This is a genomic window from Mesorhizobium sp. M0018 (genome assembly GCF_040323955.1).
In the GTDB taxonomy this organism is placed as follows: domain Bacteria; phylum Pseudomonadota; class Alphaproteobacteria; order Rhizobiales; family Rhizobiaceae; genus Mesorhizobium.
The window spans coordinates 52,786-70,022 of the sequence record NZ_JAMYVL010000002.1; the positions used below are offsets into that span (position 1 = coordinate 52,786).

General features: G+C 63.4%; 14 protein-coding genes. All 14 read left to right on the top strand.

Going from position 1 to position 17,237, the window contains the following annotated elements; all coding sequences use genetic code 11:
- The first annotated feature begins 1 nt into the window (after position 1).
- The 14 genes from murG (at position 2) to NKJ81_RS02575 (ending at position 16,981) form a co-directional block, all read left to right on the top strand.
- Positions 2-1,129, top strand: a complete 1,128-nt coding sequence (gene murG / locus NKJ81_RS02510) for an undecaprenyldiphospho-muramoylpentapeptide beta-N-acetylglucosaminyltransferase (protein ID WP_352539519.1) — start codon at positions 2-4, stop codon at positions 1,127-1,129.
- A complete protein-coding gene (gene murC, locus NKJ81_RS02515; protein WP_352539520.1) occupies positions 1,126-2,532 on the top strand; it encodes a UDP-N-acetylmuramate--L-alanine ligase in 1,407 nt (468 codons plus the stop codon). The genes murG and murC overlap by 4 nt, the downstream gene beginning before the upstream one ends.
- Positions 2,529-3,494 (top strand): UDP-N-acetylmuramate dehydrogenase, encoded by a 966-nt coding sequence (gene murB, locus NKJ81_RS02520; protein WP_352539521.1) that lies wholly within the window; start codon positions 2,529-2,531, stop codon positions 3,492-3,494. The genes murC and murB overlap by 4 nt, the downstream gene beginning before the upstream one ends.
- A gap of 314 nt (positions 3,495-3,808) precedes the next feature.
- Complete coding sequence (locus tag NKJ81_RS02525) at positions 3,809-4,735, top strand: D-alanine--D-alanine ligase (RefSeq protein WP_352539522.1); 927 nt, start codon at positions 3,809-3,811, stop codon at positions 4,733-4,735.
- Positions 4,723-5,664, top strand: a complete 942-nt coding sequence (locus NKJ81_RS02530; RefSeq protein ID WP_352456163.1) for a cell division protein FtsQ/DivIB — start codon at positions 4,723-4,725, stop codon at positions 5,662-5,664. Before NKJ81_RS02525 ends, NKJ81_RS02530 begins: the two co-directional genes overlap by 13 nt.
- Positions 5,661-6,968 (top strand): cell division protein FtsA, encoded by a 1,308-nt coding sequence (gene ftsA / locus NKJ81_RS02535; protein WP_352471565.1) that lies wholly within the window; start codon positions 5,661-5,663, stop codon positions 6,966-6,968. The genes NKJ81_RS02530 and ftsA overlap by 4 nt, the downstream gene beginning before the upstream one ends.
- A gap of 68 nt (positions 6,969-7,036) precedes the next feature.
- On the top strand, positions 7,037-8,707 hold the full coding sequence (gene ftsZ, locus NKJ81_RS02540) for a cell division protein FtsZ (RefSeq protein WP_254818983.1): 1,671 nt from the start codon (positions 7,037-7,039) through the stop codon (positions 8,705-8,707).
- Between the two features lie 279 nt (positions 8,708-8,986).
- Positions 8,987-9,934, top strand: coding sequence for a UDP-3-O-acyl-N-acetylglucosamine deacetylase (gene lpxC / locus NKJ81_RS02545; protein ID WP_352471566.1), 948 nt, complete (start codon positions 8,987-8,989; stop codon positions 9,932-9,934).
- A gap of 204 nt (positions 9,935-10,138) precedes the next feature.
- Complete coding sequence (locus NKJ81_RS02550) at positions 10,139-11,008, top strand: outer membrane protein assembly factor BamD (RefSeq protein ID WP_352501057.1); 870 nt, start codon at positions 10,139-10,141, stop codon at positions 11,006-11,008.
- Positions 11,009-11,021: 13 nt separating this feature from the next.
- Entirely contained in the window at positions 11,022-12,695 is a 1,674-nt protein-coding gene (recN, locus tag NKJ81_RS02555) for a DNA repair protein RecN (RefSeq protein WP_352539523.1), read from the top strand.
- A 242-nt stretch (positions 12,696-12,937) separates the two neighbouring features.
- Positions 12,938-15,145, top strand: a complete 2,208-nt coding sequence (ligA, locus tag NKJ81_RS02560; RefSeq protein WP_352539524.1) for an NAD-dependent DNA ligase LigA — start codon at positions 12,938-12,940, stop codon at positions 15,143-15,145.
- A complete protein-coding gene (locus tag NKJ81_RS02565) occupies positions 15,145-15,837 on the top strand; it encodes a DUF2461 domain-containing protein (RefSeq protein WP_352539525.1) in 693 nt (230 codons plus the stop codon). The genes ligA and NKJ81_RS02565 overlap by 1 nt, the downstream gene beginning before the upstream one ends.
- Positions 15,838-15,959: 122 nt before the next feature.
- On the top strand, positions 15,960-16,688 hold the full coding sequence (locus NKJ81_RS02570; RefSeq protein ID WP_352539526.1) for an AzlC family ABC transporter permease: 729 nt from the start codon (positions 15,960-15,962) through the stop codon (positions 16,686-16,688).
- Entirely contained in the window at positions 16,685-16,981 is a 297-nt protein-coding gene (locus NKJ81_RS02575) for an AzlD family protein (protein WP_352539527.1), read from the top strand. Before NKJ81_RS02570 ends, NKJ81_RS02575 begins: the two co-directional genes overlap by 4 nt.
- Positions 16,982-17,237: the final 256 nt, after the last annotated feature.

The window sequence follows — 17,237 nt, forward strand, 5'->3', positions numbered from 1 at the left end:
GATGGCGAAGGGGGTCATCCTGCTGGCGGCGGGCGGAACGGGCGGACATCTGTTCCCGGCCGAGGCACTGGCGCACGAACTGACCGGGCGCGGCTGGGCGGTGCACCTGGCGACGGACGAACGCGCCGAGCGCTTTGCCGGGCAGTTCCCGGCGGCCGCCATCCATCCGATCCAGTCGGCGACGATGGGGTCGAAAAATCCTTTTGCCGTGCTCGCCGCATTTTGGAAAATCTGGCGCGGGGTGCGGCAGGCATCGGCCGTCATCGCCAGCGTCAAGCCCGCTATCGTGGTCGGCTTCGGCGGCTATCCGACGCTGCCGCCGCTTTACGCGGCGACCCGGCGCAAGGTGCCGACGCTGATCCACGAGCAGAACGCGGTGATGGGCCGCGCCAACCGGGCGCTCGCCGGCCGCGTCGACGCTATTGCCGGTGGTTTCCTGCCGGAAGACACAAGTGCTACAGGCGTCAAGACGGTGACCACCGGCAATCCGGTCAGGCCGCAAGTGCTGGAAGCGGCGAAGACGCCTTATGCCGCATCGGCCGGTGAAGAGCCGTTCCGATTTCTGGTGTTTGGCGGCAGCCAGGGCGCGCAGTTCTTTTCCGATGCGGTGCCGGCGGCGATCGCCCGGCTTTCCGATGCACAGCGCAGGCGGCTGGCGATCACCCAGCAGGCGCGCGCCGACGATGTGACGCGGGTGAAAGCCGCCTATGCCACGCTTGGCATCGAGGCCGAGGTGTCGCCCTTCTTCACCGACATGGCGGCGCGGCTGGCGGCGGCGCATCTGGTGATGTCGCGCTCCGGCGCATCGACCGTATCGGAAATCGCGGTGATCGGCCGGCCGGCGCTGCTGGTGCCTTATCCGCACGCGCTCGACCACGACCAGGCGGCGAATGCGGCGGCCCTTGCGGCAGCGGGCGGCGCCGAGGTGCATCCGCAATCCACGCTTTCGGCGGAGCGGATCGCCGTGCTTGTCGGCGGGCTGATGGATGATCCAGGCAAGGCGGCGACAATGGCCGCGGCGGCGAAATCGTCCGGAAAACCGGATGCCGCGCGGTTGCTCGCCGATCTGACAGAGGCTATTGCGTCCAGGAAATCCGTTTCGGAATTCAGGAAGGAGACGCACGCATGAAGATGCCACAGACGATCGGCCTCGTGCATTTCATCGGCATTGGCGGCATCGGCATGAGCGGCATCGCCGAGGTGCTGCACAATCTCGGCTACAAGGTGCAGGGATCCGATCAGGCCGACAGCGCCAATGTGCAGCGGCTGCGCGACAAGGGCATCGAATGCTTCGTCGGCCATCAGGCCGAAAACCTCGGCGAGGCCGAAGTGGTCGTCGTCTCCACCGCAATCAAGAAATCCAATCCGGAGCTGAAGGCGGCGAGAGAGAAGTTGCTGCCGATCGTGCGGCGCGCCGAAATGCTGGCCGAACTGATGCGCTTCCGCCAAGCGGTGGCGATCGGCGGCACGCATGGCAAGACGACGACGACTTCGATGGTGGCGACGCTACTCGAAGCCGGCGGGCTCGACCCGACGGTAATCAATGGCGGCATCATCAATGCCTATGGCACCAATGCCCGCATGGGAGACGGCGAATGGATGGTGGTCGAGGCCGACGAGAGCGACGGCACCTTCCTCAAGCTGCCGGCCGAGATTGCCGTCGTCACCAATATCGACCCCGAGCACCTCGACCATTACGGCTCCTTCGACAAAGTGCGCGAAGCGTTTCGTCAGTTCGTCGAGAATGTGCCGTTCTACGGCTTCGGTGTGATGTGCACCGACCACCCCGAGGTGCAGGCGCTGGTCGGCCGCATCGAGGACCGGCGCGTCATCACCTATGGCGAAAATGCGCAGGCCGACGTGCGCTTCACCAATCACCGCATGGACGGCCCGACTTCGGAATTCGACGTGGTGATCCGCGACCGCAAGACGCACGGCCAGATAACGATATCAGGCCTGCGGCTGCCTATGCCCGGGCGCCACAATGTTTCCAATGCGACGGCGGCGATTGCCGTCGCGCATGAGCTCGGCCTTTCGGCTGAGGCAATCAAGAAGGGCCTGTCATCCTTCGCCGGCGTCAAGCGCCGTTTCACCCATACCGGTTCGTGGAACGGTGTCGATGTGTTCGACGATTACGGCCATCATCCGGTCGAGATCACGGCGGTACTGAAGGCTGCGCGCAGCGCTACCAAGGGTCGCATCATCGCCGTTACCCAACCGCATCGCTTCACCCGGCTGCGCGATCTGTTCGACGAGTTTTCCGTCTGCTTCAACGATGCCGATACGGTAATGGTGGCGCCCGTCTATGCGGCCGGCGAGGAGCCGATCGACGGCGTTACGTCCGACGCACTGGTGTCGCGCATCCGCTCCGGCGGCCATCGCGACGCACACTACATCGAAGGTCCAGCGGCGATTGCGCCGATCGTGCGCGAGGTGGCGAAGCCGGGCGATTTCGTCGTCTTCCTCGGCGCCGGCAACATCACCCAATGGGCCTATGCGCTGCCCAGGGAACTCGGCGGGACCATCTCATGATGCGCGGCCAGGCGTTGATCGAGAAGCTTGGCGACCGGCTTGCCGGACTGCGCGGCCGCATCACGCCCAATGCCGAGATGAACAAGATCACCTGGTTTCGAGCCGGCGGGCTGGCGGACGCATTGTTCCAGCCGGCCGACGAGGACGATCTTGCCACGTTCCTGAAGGCGGTGCCGGAGGAAATTCCGCTGACCATCGTCGGCGTCGGCTCGAACTTGCTTGTCCGTGACGGCGGCATTGCGGGCTTTGTCATCCGGCTTTCGGCCAAAGGCTTTGGCGAGACCGAAGTGATTGCGCCGACCACGATCAAGGCGGGTGCCGCGACACCCGACAAGCGCCTTGCGGCCGTTGCCTACGAGGCCGGCATCGGTGGCTTTCATTTCTACCACGGCATTCCCGGCGCCATTGGCGGAGCGCTGAGGATGAACGCCGGCGCCAATGGCGTCGAGACGCGCGAGCGCGTGGTCGAGGTACGGGCACTCGACCGCAAGGGCAATGTTCATACGCTGAGCAATGCCGATATGGGCTATGCCTATCGCCATTCAGCGGCGCCGTCCGGGCTGATCTTCACGTCGGCGCTGCTCGAAGGCATTCCTGAGGACAAGGCGGCGATCAAGGCCGCGATGGATGCTGTCCAGAACCATCGCGAGACCGTGCAGCCGATCCGCGAAAAGACCGGTGGCTCTACCTTCAAGAATCCTGAGGGCACCTCCGCCTGGAAGGAGATCGACAAGGCCGGCTGCCGCGGCCTGATGGTCGGCGGGGCGCAGATGTCGCCGATGCATTGCAACTTCATGATCAACACCGGAACGGCCACGGGCTACGAGCTTGAATATCTCGGTGAGACGGTGCGTGCGCGCGTGCTCGAAAGATCAGGCATCCGGCTGCAGTGGGAGATCAAGCGCATCGGTAATTTTCGGCCGGGCCATGCCGTCCAGGAATTTCTCGGGCAGTTGCTTTAGGCAAGCTGACCGCCGTTGCCTTTCGGACTCATGAATTCACATTTTGCTGCCGTTTTTGCGGAAAGTGAATCCATCGGAATCGTAAGCACTTGCCAGCGAATCAACTCTCTGATTCTCTGCCCTGAAGCGTTTCCTGATTTGAGTCGTTTCGACGCGTTACTCGCGTTTCCGTCTGGGGGGCAACCTGCCGGGAGACTCGGACTCAATGTTGCGGAAACACGGGAGCGAAGTTGCTCGGGCGCATTTGAGTGCGCGCGATGCTTTTCGGGGCATGCACGATGGTGCAGGCCTGCTGTGAGAGGAAATGACGGGGAATGACAAGCAAGCATGTGGCCGTTCTTCTGGGGGGATTCTCGTCCGAGCGGCCCGTGTCCCTGTCGTCGGGTAAGGCCTGCGCCGATGCGCTCGAGGGAGAGGGCTACCAAGTCACCCGCGTCGACGTCTCGCGCGACATCGGCTCGGTGCTCAGCGCGCTCAAGCCTGACGTCGTCTTCAATGCGCTGCACGGCCCTTTCGGCGAGGACGGCACCATCCAGGGCATCCTCGAGTACCTCGCCATTCCGTACACCCATTCCGGCGTGCTTGCCTCGGCGCTTGCGATGAACAAGGAACAGGCCAAGAAGGTCGCGAAGGCGGCCGGCGTTCCGGTGGCGGAGTCGAAGGTGGCCAATCGCTTCGCCATCCAGAACAAGCACCCGATGAAGCCGCCCTATGTCGTCAAGCCGGTCAACGAAGGATCGAGCTTCGGTGTCGTCATCGTGCATGAAGGCCAGTCGCATCCGCCGCAGATCATCGGCTCGTCCGAGTGGAAATATGGCGATACGGTCATGGTCGAGCGTTATGTGCACGGGCGGGAATTGACCTGCGCGGTGATGGGCGATGTGGCGCTCGGTGTCTGCGAGATCATCCCGACCGGCCATTCCTTCTACGACTATGATTCAAAATACGTCGCGGGCGGATCAAAACACGAATGCCCGGCAAAACTTTCACCGAATATTTACCAAAAAATACAGACACTGGCGCTCAAGGCTCATCAAGCCATCGGCTGTCGGGGCGTTTCCCGGTCGGACTTCCGTTATGACGATCGTCACTCCGAAAACGGCGAAATTGTCTGGCTCGAGGTCAACACCCAGCCGGGTATGACGCCGACGTCTTTGGTGCCGGAAATCGCCGCGCAAGCGGGACACTCGTTCGGCGATTTGTTGAGTTGGATGGTGGAGGACGCTTCGTGTCTGCGTTGAAGTGGGGACAGGGCAAGGGGAAGGGCGCGGCCGGGCCGGCGCTGTTCGGCATGCCGTTGTCGTTCGACCATTTCGTGCTGCCGCGCCTGCTCCGCCGGCCGGTGCGCGTGCTGGCGCGCCTCGGCGAAGGCGACTTCGAAGCGCCGCCCTATTGCGCTGCCATGCTGTCGGCGGCACTGCTTGTTTCGAGCAGTGCCTATGGCGCCTATCTCGGCGGATATTCCGACGCCATCGTCCAGAGTGTCACCGCCCGCACCGGCTTTGCGGTCGACCAGGTCAAGGTCGTCGGCAACCGCGAAACGTCCGAGATCGATATTCTCGACAGGCTGGAACTCGACGGCTGGACCTCGCTGATCGGCTTCGATGCCGAAGCCGCGCGCGAACGCATCACCACGCTACCCTGGGTCGAAGCCGCGGCAGTGCGCAAGGTCTACCCGCATACGCTGGAAGTGCGCGTCGAGGAGCGCGAGCCGTTCGCGTTGTGGCAGCAAGGCAGCGCGCTTTCGGTCATCGAGAAATCCGGCACCGTCATTGCGCCGTTCTCCGGCGGCAAGCAGATATTGCTACCGCTGATCATCGGCACCGGCGCACCGGCCAAGGCGCCGGATTTCCTGGCCAAGATCAAGAATTATCCGGAGCTCGCCGCGCGGATCAAGGGCTATATCCGCATCGGCGAACGGCGCTGGGATCTCAAGCTTGAAAACGGCATCACGATCAAGCTTCCCGAAGACGGTGAGGATCAGGCGATTGCCGACCTGGTCAGGATGGATCACGAGAACGGGCTTTTGACGCGCGACATCGCCGCCGTCGACATGCGCCTTTCCGATCGTCTGGTCGTCCAGTTGACGCCGGAAGCGGCGACACAGCGCCAAGCCGCGCTCGACGAAAAGCCCAAGATGCTGAAGCGCAAGCCGGAGACGAAGATATGAGCTGGCTTGGCGGCAATAGCGATGCCTCGTCGCGCCGGTCCGGCATCCTGACGGTGCTGGATGTCGGCTCCAGCAAGGTCTGCTGCGTGGTGGCCAAACTCAAGCCGCGCGAGGATGGCAAGCTGCTGCGCGGACGCTCGCATCGCGTCCAGGTGATCGGCATCGGCCACCAGAAATCGCAAGGCGTGAAATCCGGCGTCGTCATCGATCTCGACCGTGCCGAGCACGCCATCCGTCTTGCCGTCGACGCCGCCGAACGCATGGCGGGACTGACGGTCGATTCGCTGATCGTCAACATGACTGCCGGCCGGCTGAAGAGCGAGGCTTTTTCGGCCACCATCAATCTCGGCGGCCATGAGGCCGACGAGGCCGACATCAAGCGCGTGCTTGCCGCCGGCGCCAAGCAGGCGTTGCGGGCCGAGCGCGAGGTGATCCATTCGCTTCCCGTAGCCTTTTCGCTGGATGCCGAGCGCGGTGTGCGCGATCCGCGCGGCATGGTTGGCGACCAGCTTGGCGTCGACATGCACGTGCTGACAGGCGACGCAGCGCCCTTGCGCAATCTGGAGCTCTGCATCAACCGCTCGCATCTGTCGGTTGAACGCATGGTGGCGACGCCCTATGCCAGTGGGCTTGCTGCGCTCGTCGACGACGAGCTCGAAATGGGCGCGGCCTGCATCGACATGGGCGGCGGCACGACGACGATCTCGGTGTTTTCGGAAGGCAAGTTCGTCCATGGCGATGCCATCGCGATCGGCGGCAACCACGTCACGCTGGATATGGCCAAGGGCCTGTCGACCTCGCTCGATGCCGCCGAAAGGCTGAAAGTGATGCATGGCTCGGCGCTGCCTGGCAGTGCCGACGACCGCGACCTGGTTTCCATCCATCCGATCGGCGAAGACGGCGAGGTGCCGTTGCAGATACCGCGCTCGGTGATGACGCGCATCATCCGCGCCCGCATCGACGAGACGCTGGAATTGTTGCGCGACCGGCTGAACAAATCCGGCTACGGCAACGCCGTCGGCAAGCGTGTGGTGCTGACCGGCGGTGCCAGCCAGCTTGCCGGCCTGCCAGAAGCAGCACGCCGCATTCTCGGCCGCAATGTGCGCATCGGACGCCCGCTTGGCGTGGCAGGCTTGCCCGAGGCGGCCAAGGGGCCGGCTTTCTCGACCCCGGTCGGACTTCTGATCTATCCACAGATGGCGAGCTTCGAGAGCCGGCCGGCGAAGGGAATTTCCGGTCTTCGGATGACCGGAACAGGCGGAAAACTGCATCGAATGAGTCAGTGGTTGAGAGACAGTTTTTAATTTTGACGGGGACAGCCCCATAGGCGGCCGCGGCGGCGAAGCGGCGGGAAAGGCAAAGGACGGAGACAATGACCATCAATCTGCAGAAGCCGGACATCACCGAGCTCAAGCCGCGCATCACCGTGTTCGGTGTCGGCGGCGGCGGCGGCAATGCCGTCAACAACATGATCACCGCCGGCTTGCGCGGCGTCGAGTTCGTGGTGGCCAACACCGACGCGCAGGCACTGACGATGTCGAAGGCCGAGCGGCTGATCCAGCTCGGCGCGCATGTCACCGAAGGTCTCGGCGCCGGATCGCAGCCTGAAGTCGGGCGCGCGGCGGCGGAGGAATGCATCGACGAGATCATCGATCATCTCTCCAACACGCATATGTGCTTCGTCACTGCCGGCATGGGCGGCGGCACCGGCACCGGGGCGGCTCCCGTCGTTGCCCGCGCTGCCCGCGAAAAGGGTATCCTCACCGTCGGCGTCGTCACCAAGCCGTTCCACTTCGAAGGCCAGCGCCGCATGAAGACGGCCGACATGGGTATCGAGGAACTGCAGAAATGCGTCGATACCCTGATCGTCATTCCCAACCAGAACCTGTTCCGGCTGGCCAATGACAAGACCACCTTCGCCGATGCCTTCGCGATGGCCGACCAGGTGCTCTATTCGGGCGTTGCCTGCATTACCGACCTGATGGTCAAGGAAGGCCTGATCAATCTCGACTTCGCCGACGTCCGCTCGGTCATGCGCGAAATGGGCAAGGCGATGATGGGAACCGGCGAGGCTTCGGGCGAGGGCCGCGCAATGGCCGCGGCGGAAGCCGCCATCGCCAACCCGCTGCTCGACGAGACCTCGATGAAGGGCGCCAAGGGCCTGCTGATCTCGATCACCGGCGGCCGTGACCTGACCCTGTTCGAAGTCGATGAGGCGGCAACCCGCATTCGCGAAGAGGTCGACCAGGACGCCAACATCATTCTGGGCGCCACCTTCGACGAGGAACTCGAAGGCGTCATCCGCGTGTCGGTGGTCGCCACCGGCATCGACAAATCGGCGGCCGAAATCGCTGCCGCGCCGATCGCCATCCGCGCGGCTCCGCCGAAGCCGGTCAGCCGCCCGGCGGCCCAGGTCACGGAAATGCGCCCGGCGCCTGTCCAGCAACCAATCTATGAACCACGTGCTGCCGACCCGGTCGCCGAGGCCATTCAGCTCGCCGAAGCGAATGCGGCAGCGATGGCGCAGGCCCGCCCGGCACCGGTCGCGCATGCGGAAGACTTCCGTCCGCAGAGCAAGATTTTCCAGGCGCCTCCCGCTCAACCGCAGCCAATGATGCAGCCAGCGGTTCAGCAAGCGATGCAGCCCGCTCCGCATCGTGAAATGCCGCAGCCGGTTGCCGCGGCACCCCAGCGCATGCCGCGGGTCGAGGATTTCCCGCCGCAGGTGAAGGCCGAAGTGGAAGCCAAGGCCCGCCCCGCCGACCACGAGAACAGCGGCCCGATGGGCTTGCTCAAGCGCCTGACCAACGGCTTGACCCGCCGCGAAGAGGAGCCTGCAAGACTGCAGCCGGCGCAGCCTCGCGAACCGAAACTGCGCCAGGCGCCGGCGGAAGTGCGCCGCCTAGCCAGCCAGGATCCGCAGCTTTACGCACCGCGCCGCGGCCAGCTGGACGAGCAGGGCCGCCTGACGCCGCAGAGCCGGGCTGTCCAGGAAGACGATCAGTTGGAGATTCCCGCCTTCCTGCGCCGACAAGCCAATTGATCTGTTAACGGTTCGTAACAGTTGTTAACAGGCGAGCAGGAAACTGTTCGCCTGTTAAAATTAAAAGCAATTTCAAAACAAGGACTTATGCGGCAATCCCGCGCTGGAGCGCGGTTACAACGAGTAAGAAACCGTGATTTGGAGTCTCCCTGCGGGACCATTATCTTCGCCACCGACCAAAGTCGGTTTGCTGGGAGTCTCGGGGAAGTGGCCCTGCCTGCCGATCAATCAAGAGCCGCGCCCTCAGGGCAGATGAAGCGGACCTAGGCAGCATGGGCTATGGGGATTGTTTTGCACGACTATCAGACGACACTTAAATCGCGTGCGACGCTGACCGGCATCGGCGTTCACAGTGGCAATCCGGTCACCGTCCATTTCCTGCCGGCGGACGCCGATACGGGTGTCGTCTTCCAGCTTTCGAATGCAAGCGGAAGCCACGAATTTCGCGCGCTCGTTTCCGAGGTCGGTGCCACCGACCTCTGCACCATGCTCGGCGATCCGCAGGGCGAGCACATTGCCACGGTCGAGCATCTGATGGCGACGCTTTTCGGGCTTGGGATCGACAATCTCGTCATCGAAATCGACGGCCATGAGGTGCCTATCCTCGACGGTAGCGCAGTGATGTTCATCGAGGCCATTGACCAGGCAGGCGTCGAAACGCTGCCGGTCAAGCGTCGCTACATCAGGGTGGTCAAGCCGGTTCGCATCGAGAACGGCGCCTGCTGGGCGGAGTTCCGGCCCTATGACGGCACGCGCTTCGAGATCGAGATCGATTTCGAAAGCCCGGCGATCGGGCGCCAGCTTTTTGCATCCGACATGAACGCCGACATTTTCCGGCGTGACGTCGCGCGGGCCCGCACTTTCGGTTTCATGAAGGACGTCGAGCGGCTGTGGGCGGCCGGCTATGCGCTCGGCTCCTCGTTGGAAAACTCCCTGGTGATCGGCGACGACAACCGCGTGATCAATATGGGAGGCCTGCGCTATCCCAACGAGTTCGCGCGCCACAAGACGATGGATGCGATGGGCGACCTGGCGCTCGCCGGTGCCCGGTTCATCGGCTGCTTCCGCTCCTATCGTGGCGGCCACAGGCTGAACGCAGCTGCGCTGCGCCGTCTCTTGTCCGACCGTTCGGCTTTCGAGATCGTTGAGACGACGCGCCGCGAGCGCGGGCGTACCGCGGAGATGAGCGCCGTCAACGCACCCCTCTATGCGCCCTGGATGATCTGATTCTTAAGGTCTTGCGGCTCCCGTTGCGGTCAAGCTGTGTTGCATGGATGCATCACCGGCCTGCCAAATTACACAGCTTTCCAGGTAGCGCCAAAGCGCCACAAAAATGTGCGATTGGCCGGGGATAGCGTTGCCGGGCAAGGCAATTATGGTTTATGGCTGCTGCCGTCGACTGAAATGACGCCGAAAGGGCGGAATCCAAACATGTTTTTCAAGCGAGTTGGTCAATCGAAGGCGCCGCGGCGGGCTGTTTTCCTGGCGCTTTCGGTGGTCGTTCCATCGCTGTTTCTGTCGGCCTGCATGTCGTCCGAGAAGGACGTCGATCTGTCGACCTATGTCGATCAGACCGAGCCGGCCGACGTGCTCTACAATCAGGGTCTCGCCAATCTGAATGCCGGGCGACTGCAGGAGGCAAGCCGCAAGTTCGATGCCGTCGACCGCCAGCATCCATATTCCGAATTCGCCCGCAAATCGATGGTGATGGGTGCCTTTGCCGACTACCGTCAGGGCAATTACGATGAGGCGATCGGTTCGGCCAAGCGCTACCTGACCCTCTACCCGTCGACCGACGATGCAGCCTATGCCCAATATATTATCGGGCTGAGCTACTACCGCCAGATCAAGGACGTCACTCAGGACCAGAAGGAAGCGCGTCTTACCGCGCAGACGATGCAGGATCTGGTAACGCGCTGGCCGACTTCCGAATATGTTGATGATGCCAAGGAGAAGATCCGCTTCGCCAACGATCAGCTCGCCGGCAAGGAGATGCAGATCGGCCGCTACTATCTCGAGCGCCGCGAATACATCGCGGCCGTCAAACGGTTCCGCAACGTCGTGGAGAACTATTCCAACACACGTCATGTCGAGGAGGCGCTGGCGCGTCTGACCGAGAGCTACTATGCGATGGGGCTGACGTCGGAAGCGCAGACCGCTGCGGCCGTGCTCGGCACCAACTATCCCGACAGCCAGTGGTACAAGGACTCCTACAAGCTCCTGCAGAGTGGTGGGCTCGAGCCGCGCGAGAATGCCGGATCGTGGATCTCCAAGGCCGGGAAGCTGATCACCGGCGCCTGAGCGGCGCGTCACCATGCTCTCCAGACTGTCGATCCGCGATATCGTTCTGATCGAGAAGCTGGACATCGACTTCTCGTCCGGCCTTTCGGTCCTTACAGGCGAAACCGGCGCCGGAAAATCCATCCTGCTCGACGCATTGTCGCTGGCGCTTGGCGCCCGCGGCGACGCTTCGCTGGTGCGGCATGGCGCGGCACAAGGCCAGATCATCGCCGTGTTCGACGTGCCGCGCAACCACGCGGCTCGCATGTTGCTTGCCGAGAATGCCATCGAGGACGACGGCGACATCATCCTGCGCCGCGTCCAGACGGCTGACGGCCGCACGCGCGTGTTCGTCAACGACCAGCCGTCCAGCGTGACGCTGATGCGCGACATCGGCCGTGCGCTGGTCGAGATCCACGGCCAGCATGACGAGCGCGCTTTGGTCGATCCCGGCGCCCATCGCGAGTTGCTCGACAGTTTCGGCGGCCATCTCGGCGCTGCTCGGGCAACCGGCGAGGCGTGGCGGCATTGGCGTACCTGCGAGCAGGAATTTTCACGGCACCGGGCCAAAGTCGAGGCAGCTGCCCGTGAGGCCGATTATCTGCGTGCAGCGGTCGCCGAATTGACCAGGCTCGATCCGCAACCTGGCGAAGAGACCGAGCTGGCCGAATTGCGCGCCTTGATGATGCGTGCCGAAAAGATCGCCTCGGAAATCCACGATGCGCAGGATGTGCTCTCGGGTCCGTCCTCGCCCTTGCCGCAACTGGCCAGCCTGCTCAGGCGGCTGCAGCGCAAGGTCACCGAAGCGCCCGGGCTGCTCGAGGATGTCGTCAAGTCGCTCGACGAGGCGATGCTGTCGCTCGACGCGGCGCAGTCGGGCGTCGAAGCAGCACTTCGCGCCACCGAATATGATCCGCAGCGGCTGGAGAAGGCTGAGGAGCGGCTGTTTTCGCTGCGTGCCGCCTCGCGCAAGCACAGCGTCGCCGTCGATGACCTGGCGCAATTGCGTGACACCATGGCTGCCGACCTTGCCGATCTCGACGCCGGCGAGGAGCGCCTGCAGGCGCTGGAGAAACAGGCTGCGGCGGCGCGCCAGGCCTATGACACTACGGCGGCCCAGCTGTCGTCGCTTCGCCATGCGGCGGCTGTCGGGCTGAGCAAGGCGGTGATGGCCGAACTGCCGGCGCTGAAGCTCGAACGCGCCGAGTTCATCGTCGAGATCGCAAGCGATGCCGAGAGCCGCATGGAAGAAGGCATCGACCAGGTCGAGTTCTGGGTGCGGACCAATCCCGGCACCAGGCCAGGACCAATGATGAAGGTCGCTTCCGGCGGCGAGCTTTCGCGCTTCCTGCTGGCGTTGAAGGTCGCGCTGGCTGATCGCGGGTCGGCGCCGACCTTGGTCTTTGATGAAATCGACACCGGCGTCGGCGGCGCGGTTGCCGACGCCATCGGCCAGCGGCTGGCGCGGCTGGCAAAACGCGTGCAGGTGCTTTCGGTCACGCATGCACCGCAAGTGGCAGCGCGCGCGGCGACGCATTTCCTGATCTCCAAATCGGGCGGTGCCGACCGGGTCTCGACCGGCATCGCCGAGATGGACCGGGCGGCACGGCAGGAAGAGATCGCACGCATGCTCGCCGGCGCCACCATCACCGACGAGGCGCGCGCGGCGGCCGAGCGGCTGCTGCGGGAGAACACCGCGGCAGCGTAGAGCGGTTCATCGTTTCACCAAAACGCCGAACCGCTCTACCTCTTTGTTTCTGCGCAGTTCCGGACGGAAAACCGTTTCACACTTTTCCTGGAATTGCTCCAGGCGAGTTCGTTTCCGGCGCTCGTGACCTGAGTCAGGGTATGGCGCCATCCTGCTGTTCAGGAATGATTTTCTGTGTCTGGTCTCTCCCTCATGAGAAAATCCTGTTCTATTGTGTCGCGCCACCGTGGAGGGAGCAGTGCATGGACGAAAAACCAGTCGATTCGCTCAGCGAAAGCGAGGCGGCAAGCGAGTTGAAGCGGTTGGCGCAGGAGATCACCGAGCACGACCGGCGCTACCACAGCGAGGACGCGCCGACAATCACGGATGCGGAATATGACGCGCTGACCCGGCGCAACCTCGCCATCGAGCAGCAGTTCCCGCATCTTGTGCGCGAGGATTCGCCCTCACGCAGGGTCGGCGCGCCGCCGGCGGAAGGTTTTGCAAAGGTGCGCCACGCGGTGCCGATGCTTAGCCTCGCCAAGGCCTACACCGACCAGGACGTCGCGGACTTCATAGAACGGGGCCGGCGATTCTTTGATCGCGACAAGGAGCTGAACATCGCCTTCACGGCTGAGCCGAAGATCGACGGGCTATCGGCTTCCCTGCGGTATGAAGGCGGTGTGTTCGTGCAGGGGGCAACGCGCGGCGACGGCGTCGTCGGCGAGGACATCACCGCCAATCTCAAGACCATCGCCGATATTCCCAAGACCTTGAAGGGATCGGACTGGCCCGAGGTCATCGAAATACGCGGTGAGGTCTATATGACCTACGCGGAATTCGAGGCGCTGAAGCAGCGTTCGGCGGCGATAGGCGGCCAGGATTACGTCAATCCGCGTAACACGGCGGCCGGATCGCTGCGCCAGAAGGACCCGTCCGTTACCGCCAGCCGCAACCTCAAATTCTTTGCCTACGCCTGGGGCTATACTTCAAAGGATCCAGCTCCGACCCAATACGATTCCGTGCAAAAATTCGCGGAGTGGGGGTTCAAGGTCAGTCCGCTGATGGTCCGGGCAAAGTCGGTCGACGAACTGATCGCGCATTATCACCTTATCGAGGCCCAGCGCTCATCGCTCGGCTACGACATCGACGGCGTCGTCTACAAGGTCGACCAATTGGAGTTGCAGCGCAGATGGGGCTTCGTCACCGGCGAACCACGCTGGGCGATCGCTCATAAATTTCCGGCCGAACAGGCGATGACGACCGTGCTCAGGATCGACATTCAGGTCGGCCGTACCGGTACGCTGGCGCCCGTTGCCCGGCTTGCGCCCGTCACGGTCGGCGGCGTCGTGGTCGAAAATGTCACGCTTCACAACGAAGACTACATCAAGGGTCTGGACAGCAACGGCCAGCCGATCCGCGACGGCAACGACATCCGTATCGGCGACACGGTGGTCATCCAGCGGGCGGGGGACGTCATTCCGCAGATCGTCAGCGTCGTCGTCGACAAGCGTCCGCCAGATGCCGTGCCCTACGAATTCCCGCACAAATGTCCGATCTGCGGCTCACCCGCAACGCGCGAGATCAACGAGAAGACCGGCAAGGAGGATTCCCGCCGACGGTGCACCGGCGAGCTGATCTGCCCCGCGCAGGCCGTGGAAGGATTACGCCACTTTGTGTCGCGCGGCGCCATGGATATCGAAGGCCTGGGCGCTGAAAACATAGACCTGTTCTTCAATGCCGGGTTGGTCAAGACAGCCGCCGATATCTTCACCCTCCGGGACCGCCGTCCCGCCGTCACCAAGGCGCTGGCGGAGCGACGGGAGGAGCAGGCCAGGCAGCGCGAGGCCGCATCGGGCAAAACGCGCAAGAATGTACGCAGCGTCGAGGAACGCAACTATGACGGCCTCGACAAGCTCTTCGCTGCCATCGACGCCCGCCGCGAACCCGAACTCGATCGCTTCATCTTTGCGCTGGGCATCCGCCATATCGGCGAAACGACGGCCGCTGTGCTCGCCCGAACCTTCTCGACGATCGAGGAGTTGATCCGCATTGGCAAGGAGACAGCAGCAGCAGCCGATCCACACACCGTTTTTCCTTCGATCAACGGCATCGGCGATACCGTGATAGGCGCGCTTCGCGATTTCTTCGGCAATGAACGCAACGACGCCGTACTTGAAGCGCTGCTCACACAGGTCCACCCGAAGCCGTACATTGTGAACGTCTCAGCCGATAGTGCGGTCGCCGGCAAGACAATCGTGTTTACAGGCACGCTGGAAAAGATGACGCGCCCCGAGGCCAAGGCGATGGCCGAACGTCTCGGGGCGAAGGTCGCCGGCTCGGTTTCCGCGAAGACCGATCTCCTGGTGGCAGGGCCAGGCGCCGGTTCCAAGCTGAAGGACGCGACCAAATTCGGCATCGAGGTGATCGACGAGGACACCTGGCTGCAGCGGATTGGCAAGGGCGGGTGATGGCGGCTGCGTTCAATGGATTTGGGCAAAAGGCCATTCCCTTCCTCAAGGCGCTGGATTTTCATCAGAGCCGGGAGTGGTTTTTGGAAAACCGCGATCTTTTCGAGCGCGACCTGCGCGATCCCTTCGGCGATCTGGTCGAGACGCTCTCCGAGCGCTTCACGGCATTGGGGCTCGGCCTGCGCGGCGACCGCAAGAAATCGCTGTTCCGGATTAATCGCGACGTGCGTTTTGCCAAGGACAAACGGCCTTATAACCGGCATTTGTCGGCGATCCTTTCGCCCGACGGCACCAAGATGGAACAGGGCGTGTTTTACGTCCATATCGGGCTGGAGCGCTGCTTTGCCGCCATTGCCTGGTGGCAGCCCGGACCGGAGCTGTTGCTGGCGCTGCGCAACGCGATCGCGAAGCGGCCCGCTGAATTCCGTAGCCTCGTTGCGGCGCTGAAGAAGAACGGCCTCGAGCTCGACCCGGACGGCTGCATGAAGCGCACGCCGCGCGGCTTCGAGCATATCGCCGAGCCCGATCTCGCTGCCGCGATCCGCAACCGGCATTTTGCCGTCCGGCACGCAATCGAGCCGGCGGATATCTACGGAGCTGGATTGGTCGACGAACTCGTCGACTTCGTCATGCAGGCAAAACCGCTGCTTGACTGGGGCAGGGCGATCGAAGGCAAGGCTTCGCGGCGCTAGGCTCGGAAGCGAGCTTGCCGCGACGCTTCAGCCATCATTTCCGCTGATCGTTTGCCTCAAGCAAATTGGTGTGACAAGCCGGGCCGCTCTCTCTACATACGGCCGTTCCCAAGGAGCGATCGATGTCGGCGGAAGCAATCTCCGAAAACGGAGCGAAAAGCGATTTCTGGGACGGCGTGCGGCTCAGCATGCCCGTCGTGGTGGCGTCGGCGCCGTTTGCGTTGCTGTTCGGGGCGCTCGCAGTCGACAACGGGTTTTCCGTGCTCGAAGCGTTCCTGATGAGCGCAACGGTGTTCGGCGGCGCCAGCCAGATGGTCGGCATCGAGCTGTTCGGCCAGCATGTCGCGCCGTGGCTGATCGTGCTGTCGATCTTCGCCGTGAATTTTCGCCATGTGCTCTATTCGGCTGGCATCGGCCGGCGCATTGCGCATTGGCCGCTGGTGCAGCAGGCGATAGGCTATTTTGTGCTGACCGATCCGCAGTTCGCGGTGGCCGAGCGCAAGGCGGAGGCCGGCGAGACCGTCGGGTTCACCTGGTATATGGGGCTTGGGCTGCCGGTCTATGTGTTCTGGATCATCGAAAGCGCGCTCGGCGCGATGTTCGGCAAGCTTATTCCCGACACCCATGGGCTGGGCATCGACTTCCTGCTGCCGATCTATTTTCTCGGCCTGGTCATGAGCTTCCGCAAGCGGCCGCTGTGGCTGCCGGTGGTCGTCGCCAGCGCTGCCGCCTCCATCATTGCCTACAAAACGGTCGGCTCGCCCTGGCATGTCTCCATAGGTGCGCTGGCCGGCGTGCTGCTCGCCGTCATCCTGCCGCCCCGCCACAGCGGCGTGGAGGCACGGCCATGAGCACGACCTTGTGGATCATCATCGCCGCTTCGATCGCGACCTATCTGACCCGCATCGGCGGTCATCTGGTGATCTCGCGTTTCGATCAAATCCACCTGCGCGTCGAAGCCGGGCTCAGCGCCGTTCCGGCGGCGGTGCTGACCACGCTGGTGGCGCCGGCGGCGCTCAGCGCCGGGCCGGCGGAATGGGCAGCCTTGATCGTCGCCGGCCTTGTCTCACTGCGCGGCGGCCTTATGGCGATGTTCCTGGCGGGTGCTGCCGTGCTGATCCTCGCGCGGCAGCTCGTCGGCTGATCGACTTTTGCCTTGGCGGCGAGAGCACACATGCGCTTTACCGCAGCGACTATTGCCGCGCCGACCCGCGACAGGCTCAGCCGGATCGCCTCCGCTCTCTCCTGGTGGGCGCCACGCACGGCGTCGCTATAGAGCGCTTCGCGCTGCTTCGGCGTCAATGCGCTTAGATCGATCGGCTGGATGCCGAAGGGCTCACGCGACATTTCCATCTCCCCTGGTTTGCCGTGTTGATCGGCAGCTACACCGGCGATTTACG

Bases quoted from the DNA above. Each gene is read 5' to 3' on its own strand.
- murB (WP_352539521.1), top strand. From the start codon at position 2,529: ATGATGCGCGGCCAGGCGTTGATCGAGAAGCTTGGCGACCGGCTTGCC.
- ftsZ (WP_254818983.1), top strand. From the start codon at position 7,037: ATGACCATCAATCTGCAGAAGCCGGACATCACCGAGCTCAAGCCGCGC.
- ftsA (WP_352471565.1), top strand. From the start codon at position 5,661: ATGAGCTGGCTTGGCGGCAATAGCGATGCCTCGTCGCGCCGGTCCGGC.
- murC (WP_352539520.1), top strand. From the start codon at position 1,126: ATGAAGATGCCACAGACGATCGGCCTCGTGCATTTCATCGGCATTGGC.
- ligA (WP_352539524.1), top strand. From the start codon at position 12,938: ATGGACGAAAAACCAGTCGATTCGCTCAGCGAAAGCGAGGCGGCAAGC.
- NKJ81_RS02550 (WP_352501057.1), top strand. From the start codon at position 10,139: ATGTTTTTCAAGCGAGTTGGTCAATCGAAGGCGCCGCGGCGGGCTGTT.
- NKJ81_RS02525 (WP_352539522.1), top strand. From the start codon at position 3,809: ATGACAAGCAAGCATGTGGCCGTTCTTCTGGGGGGATTCTCGTCCGAG.
- recN (WP_352539523.1), top strand. From the start codon at position 11,022: ATGCTCTCCAGACTGTCGATCCGCGATATCGTTCTGATCGAGAAGCTG.
- murG (WP_352539519.1), top strand. From the start codon at position 2: ATGGCGAAGGGGGTCATCCTGCTGGCGGCGGGCGGAACGGGCGGACAT.
- lpxC (WP_352471566.1), top strand. From the start codon at position 8,987: ATGGGGATTGTTTTGCACGACTATCAGACGACACTTAAATCGCGTGCG.
- NKJ81_RS02570 (WP_352539526.1), top strand. From the start codon at position 15,960: ATGTCGGCGGAAGCAATCTCCGAAAACGGAGCGAAAAGCGATTTCTGG.
- NKJ81_RS02575 (WP_352539527.1), top strand. From the start codon at position 16,685: ATGAGCACGACCTTGTGGATCATCATCGCCGCTTCGATCGCGACCTAT.
- NKJ81_RS02565 (WP_352539525.1), top strand. From the start codon at position 15,145: ATGGCGGCTGCGTTCAATGGATTTGGGCAAAAGGCCATTCCCTTCCTC.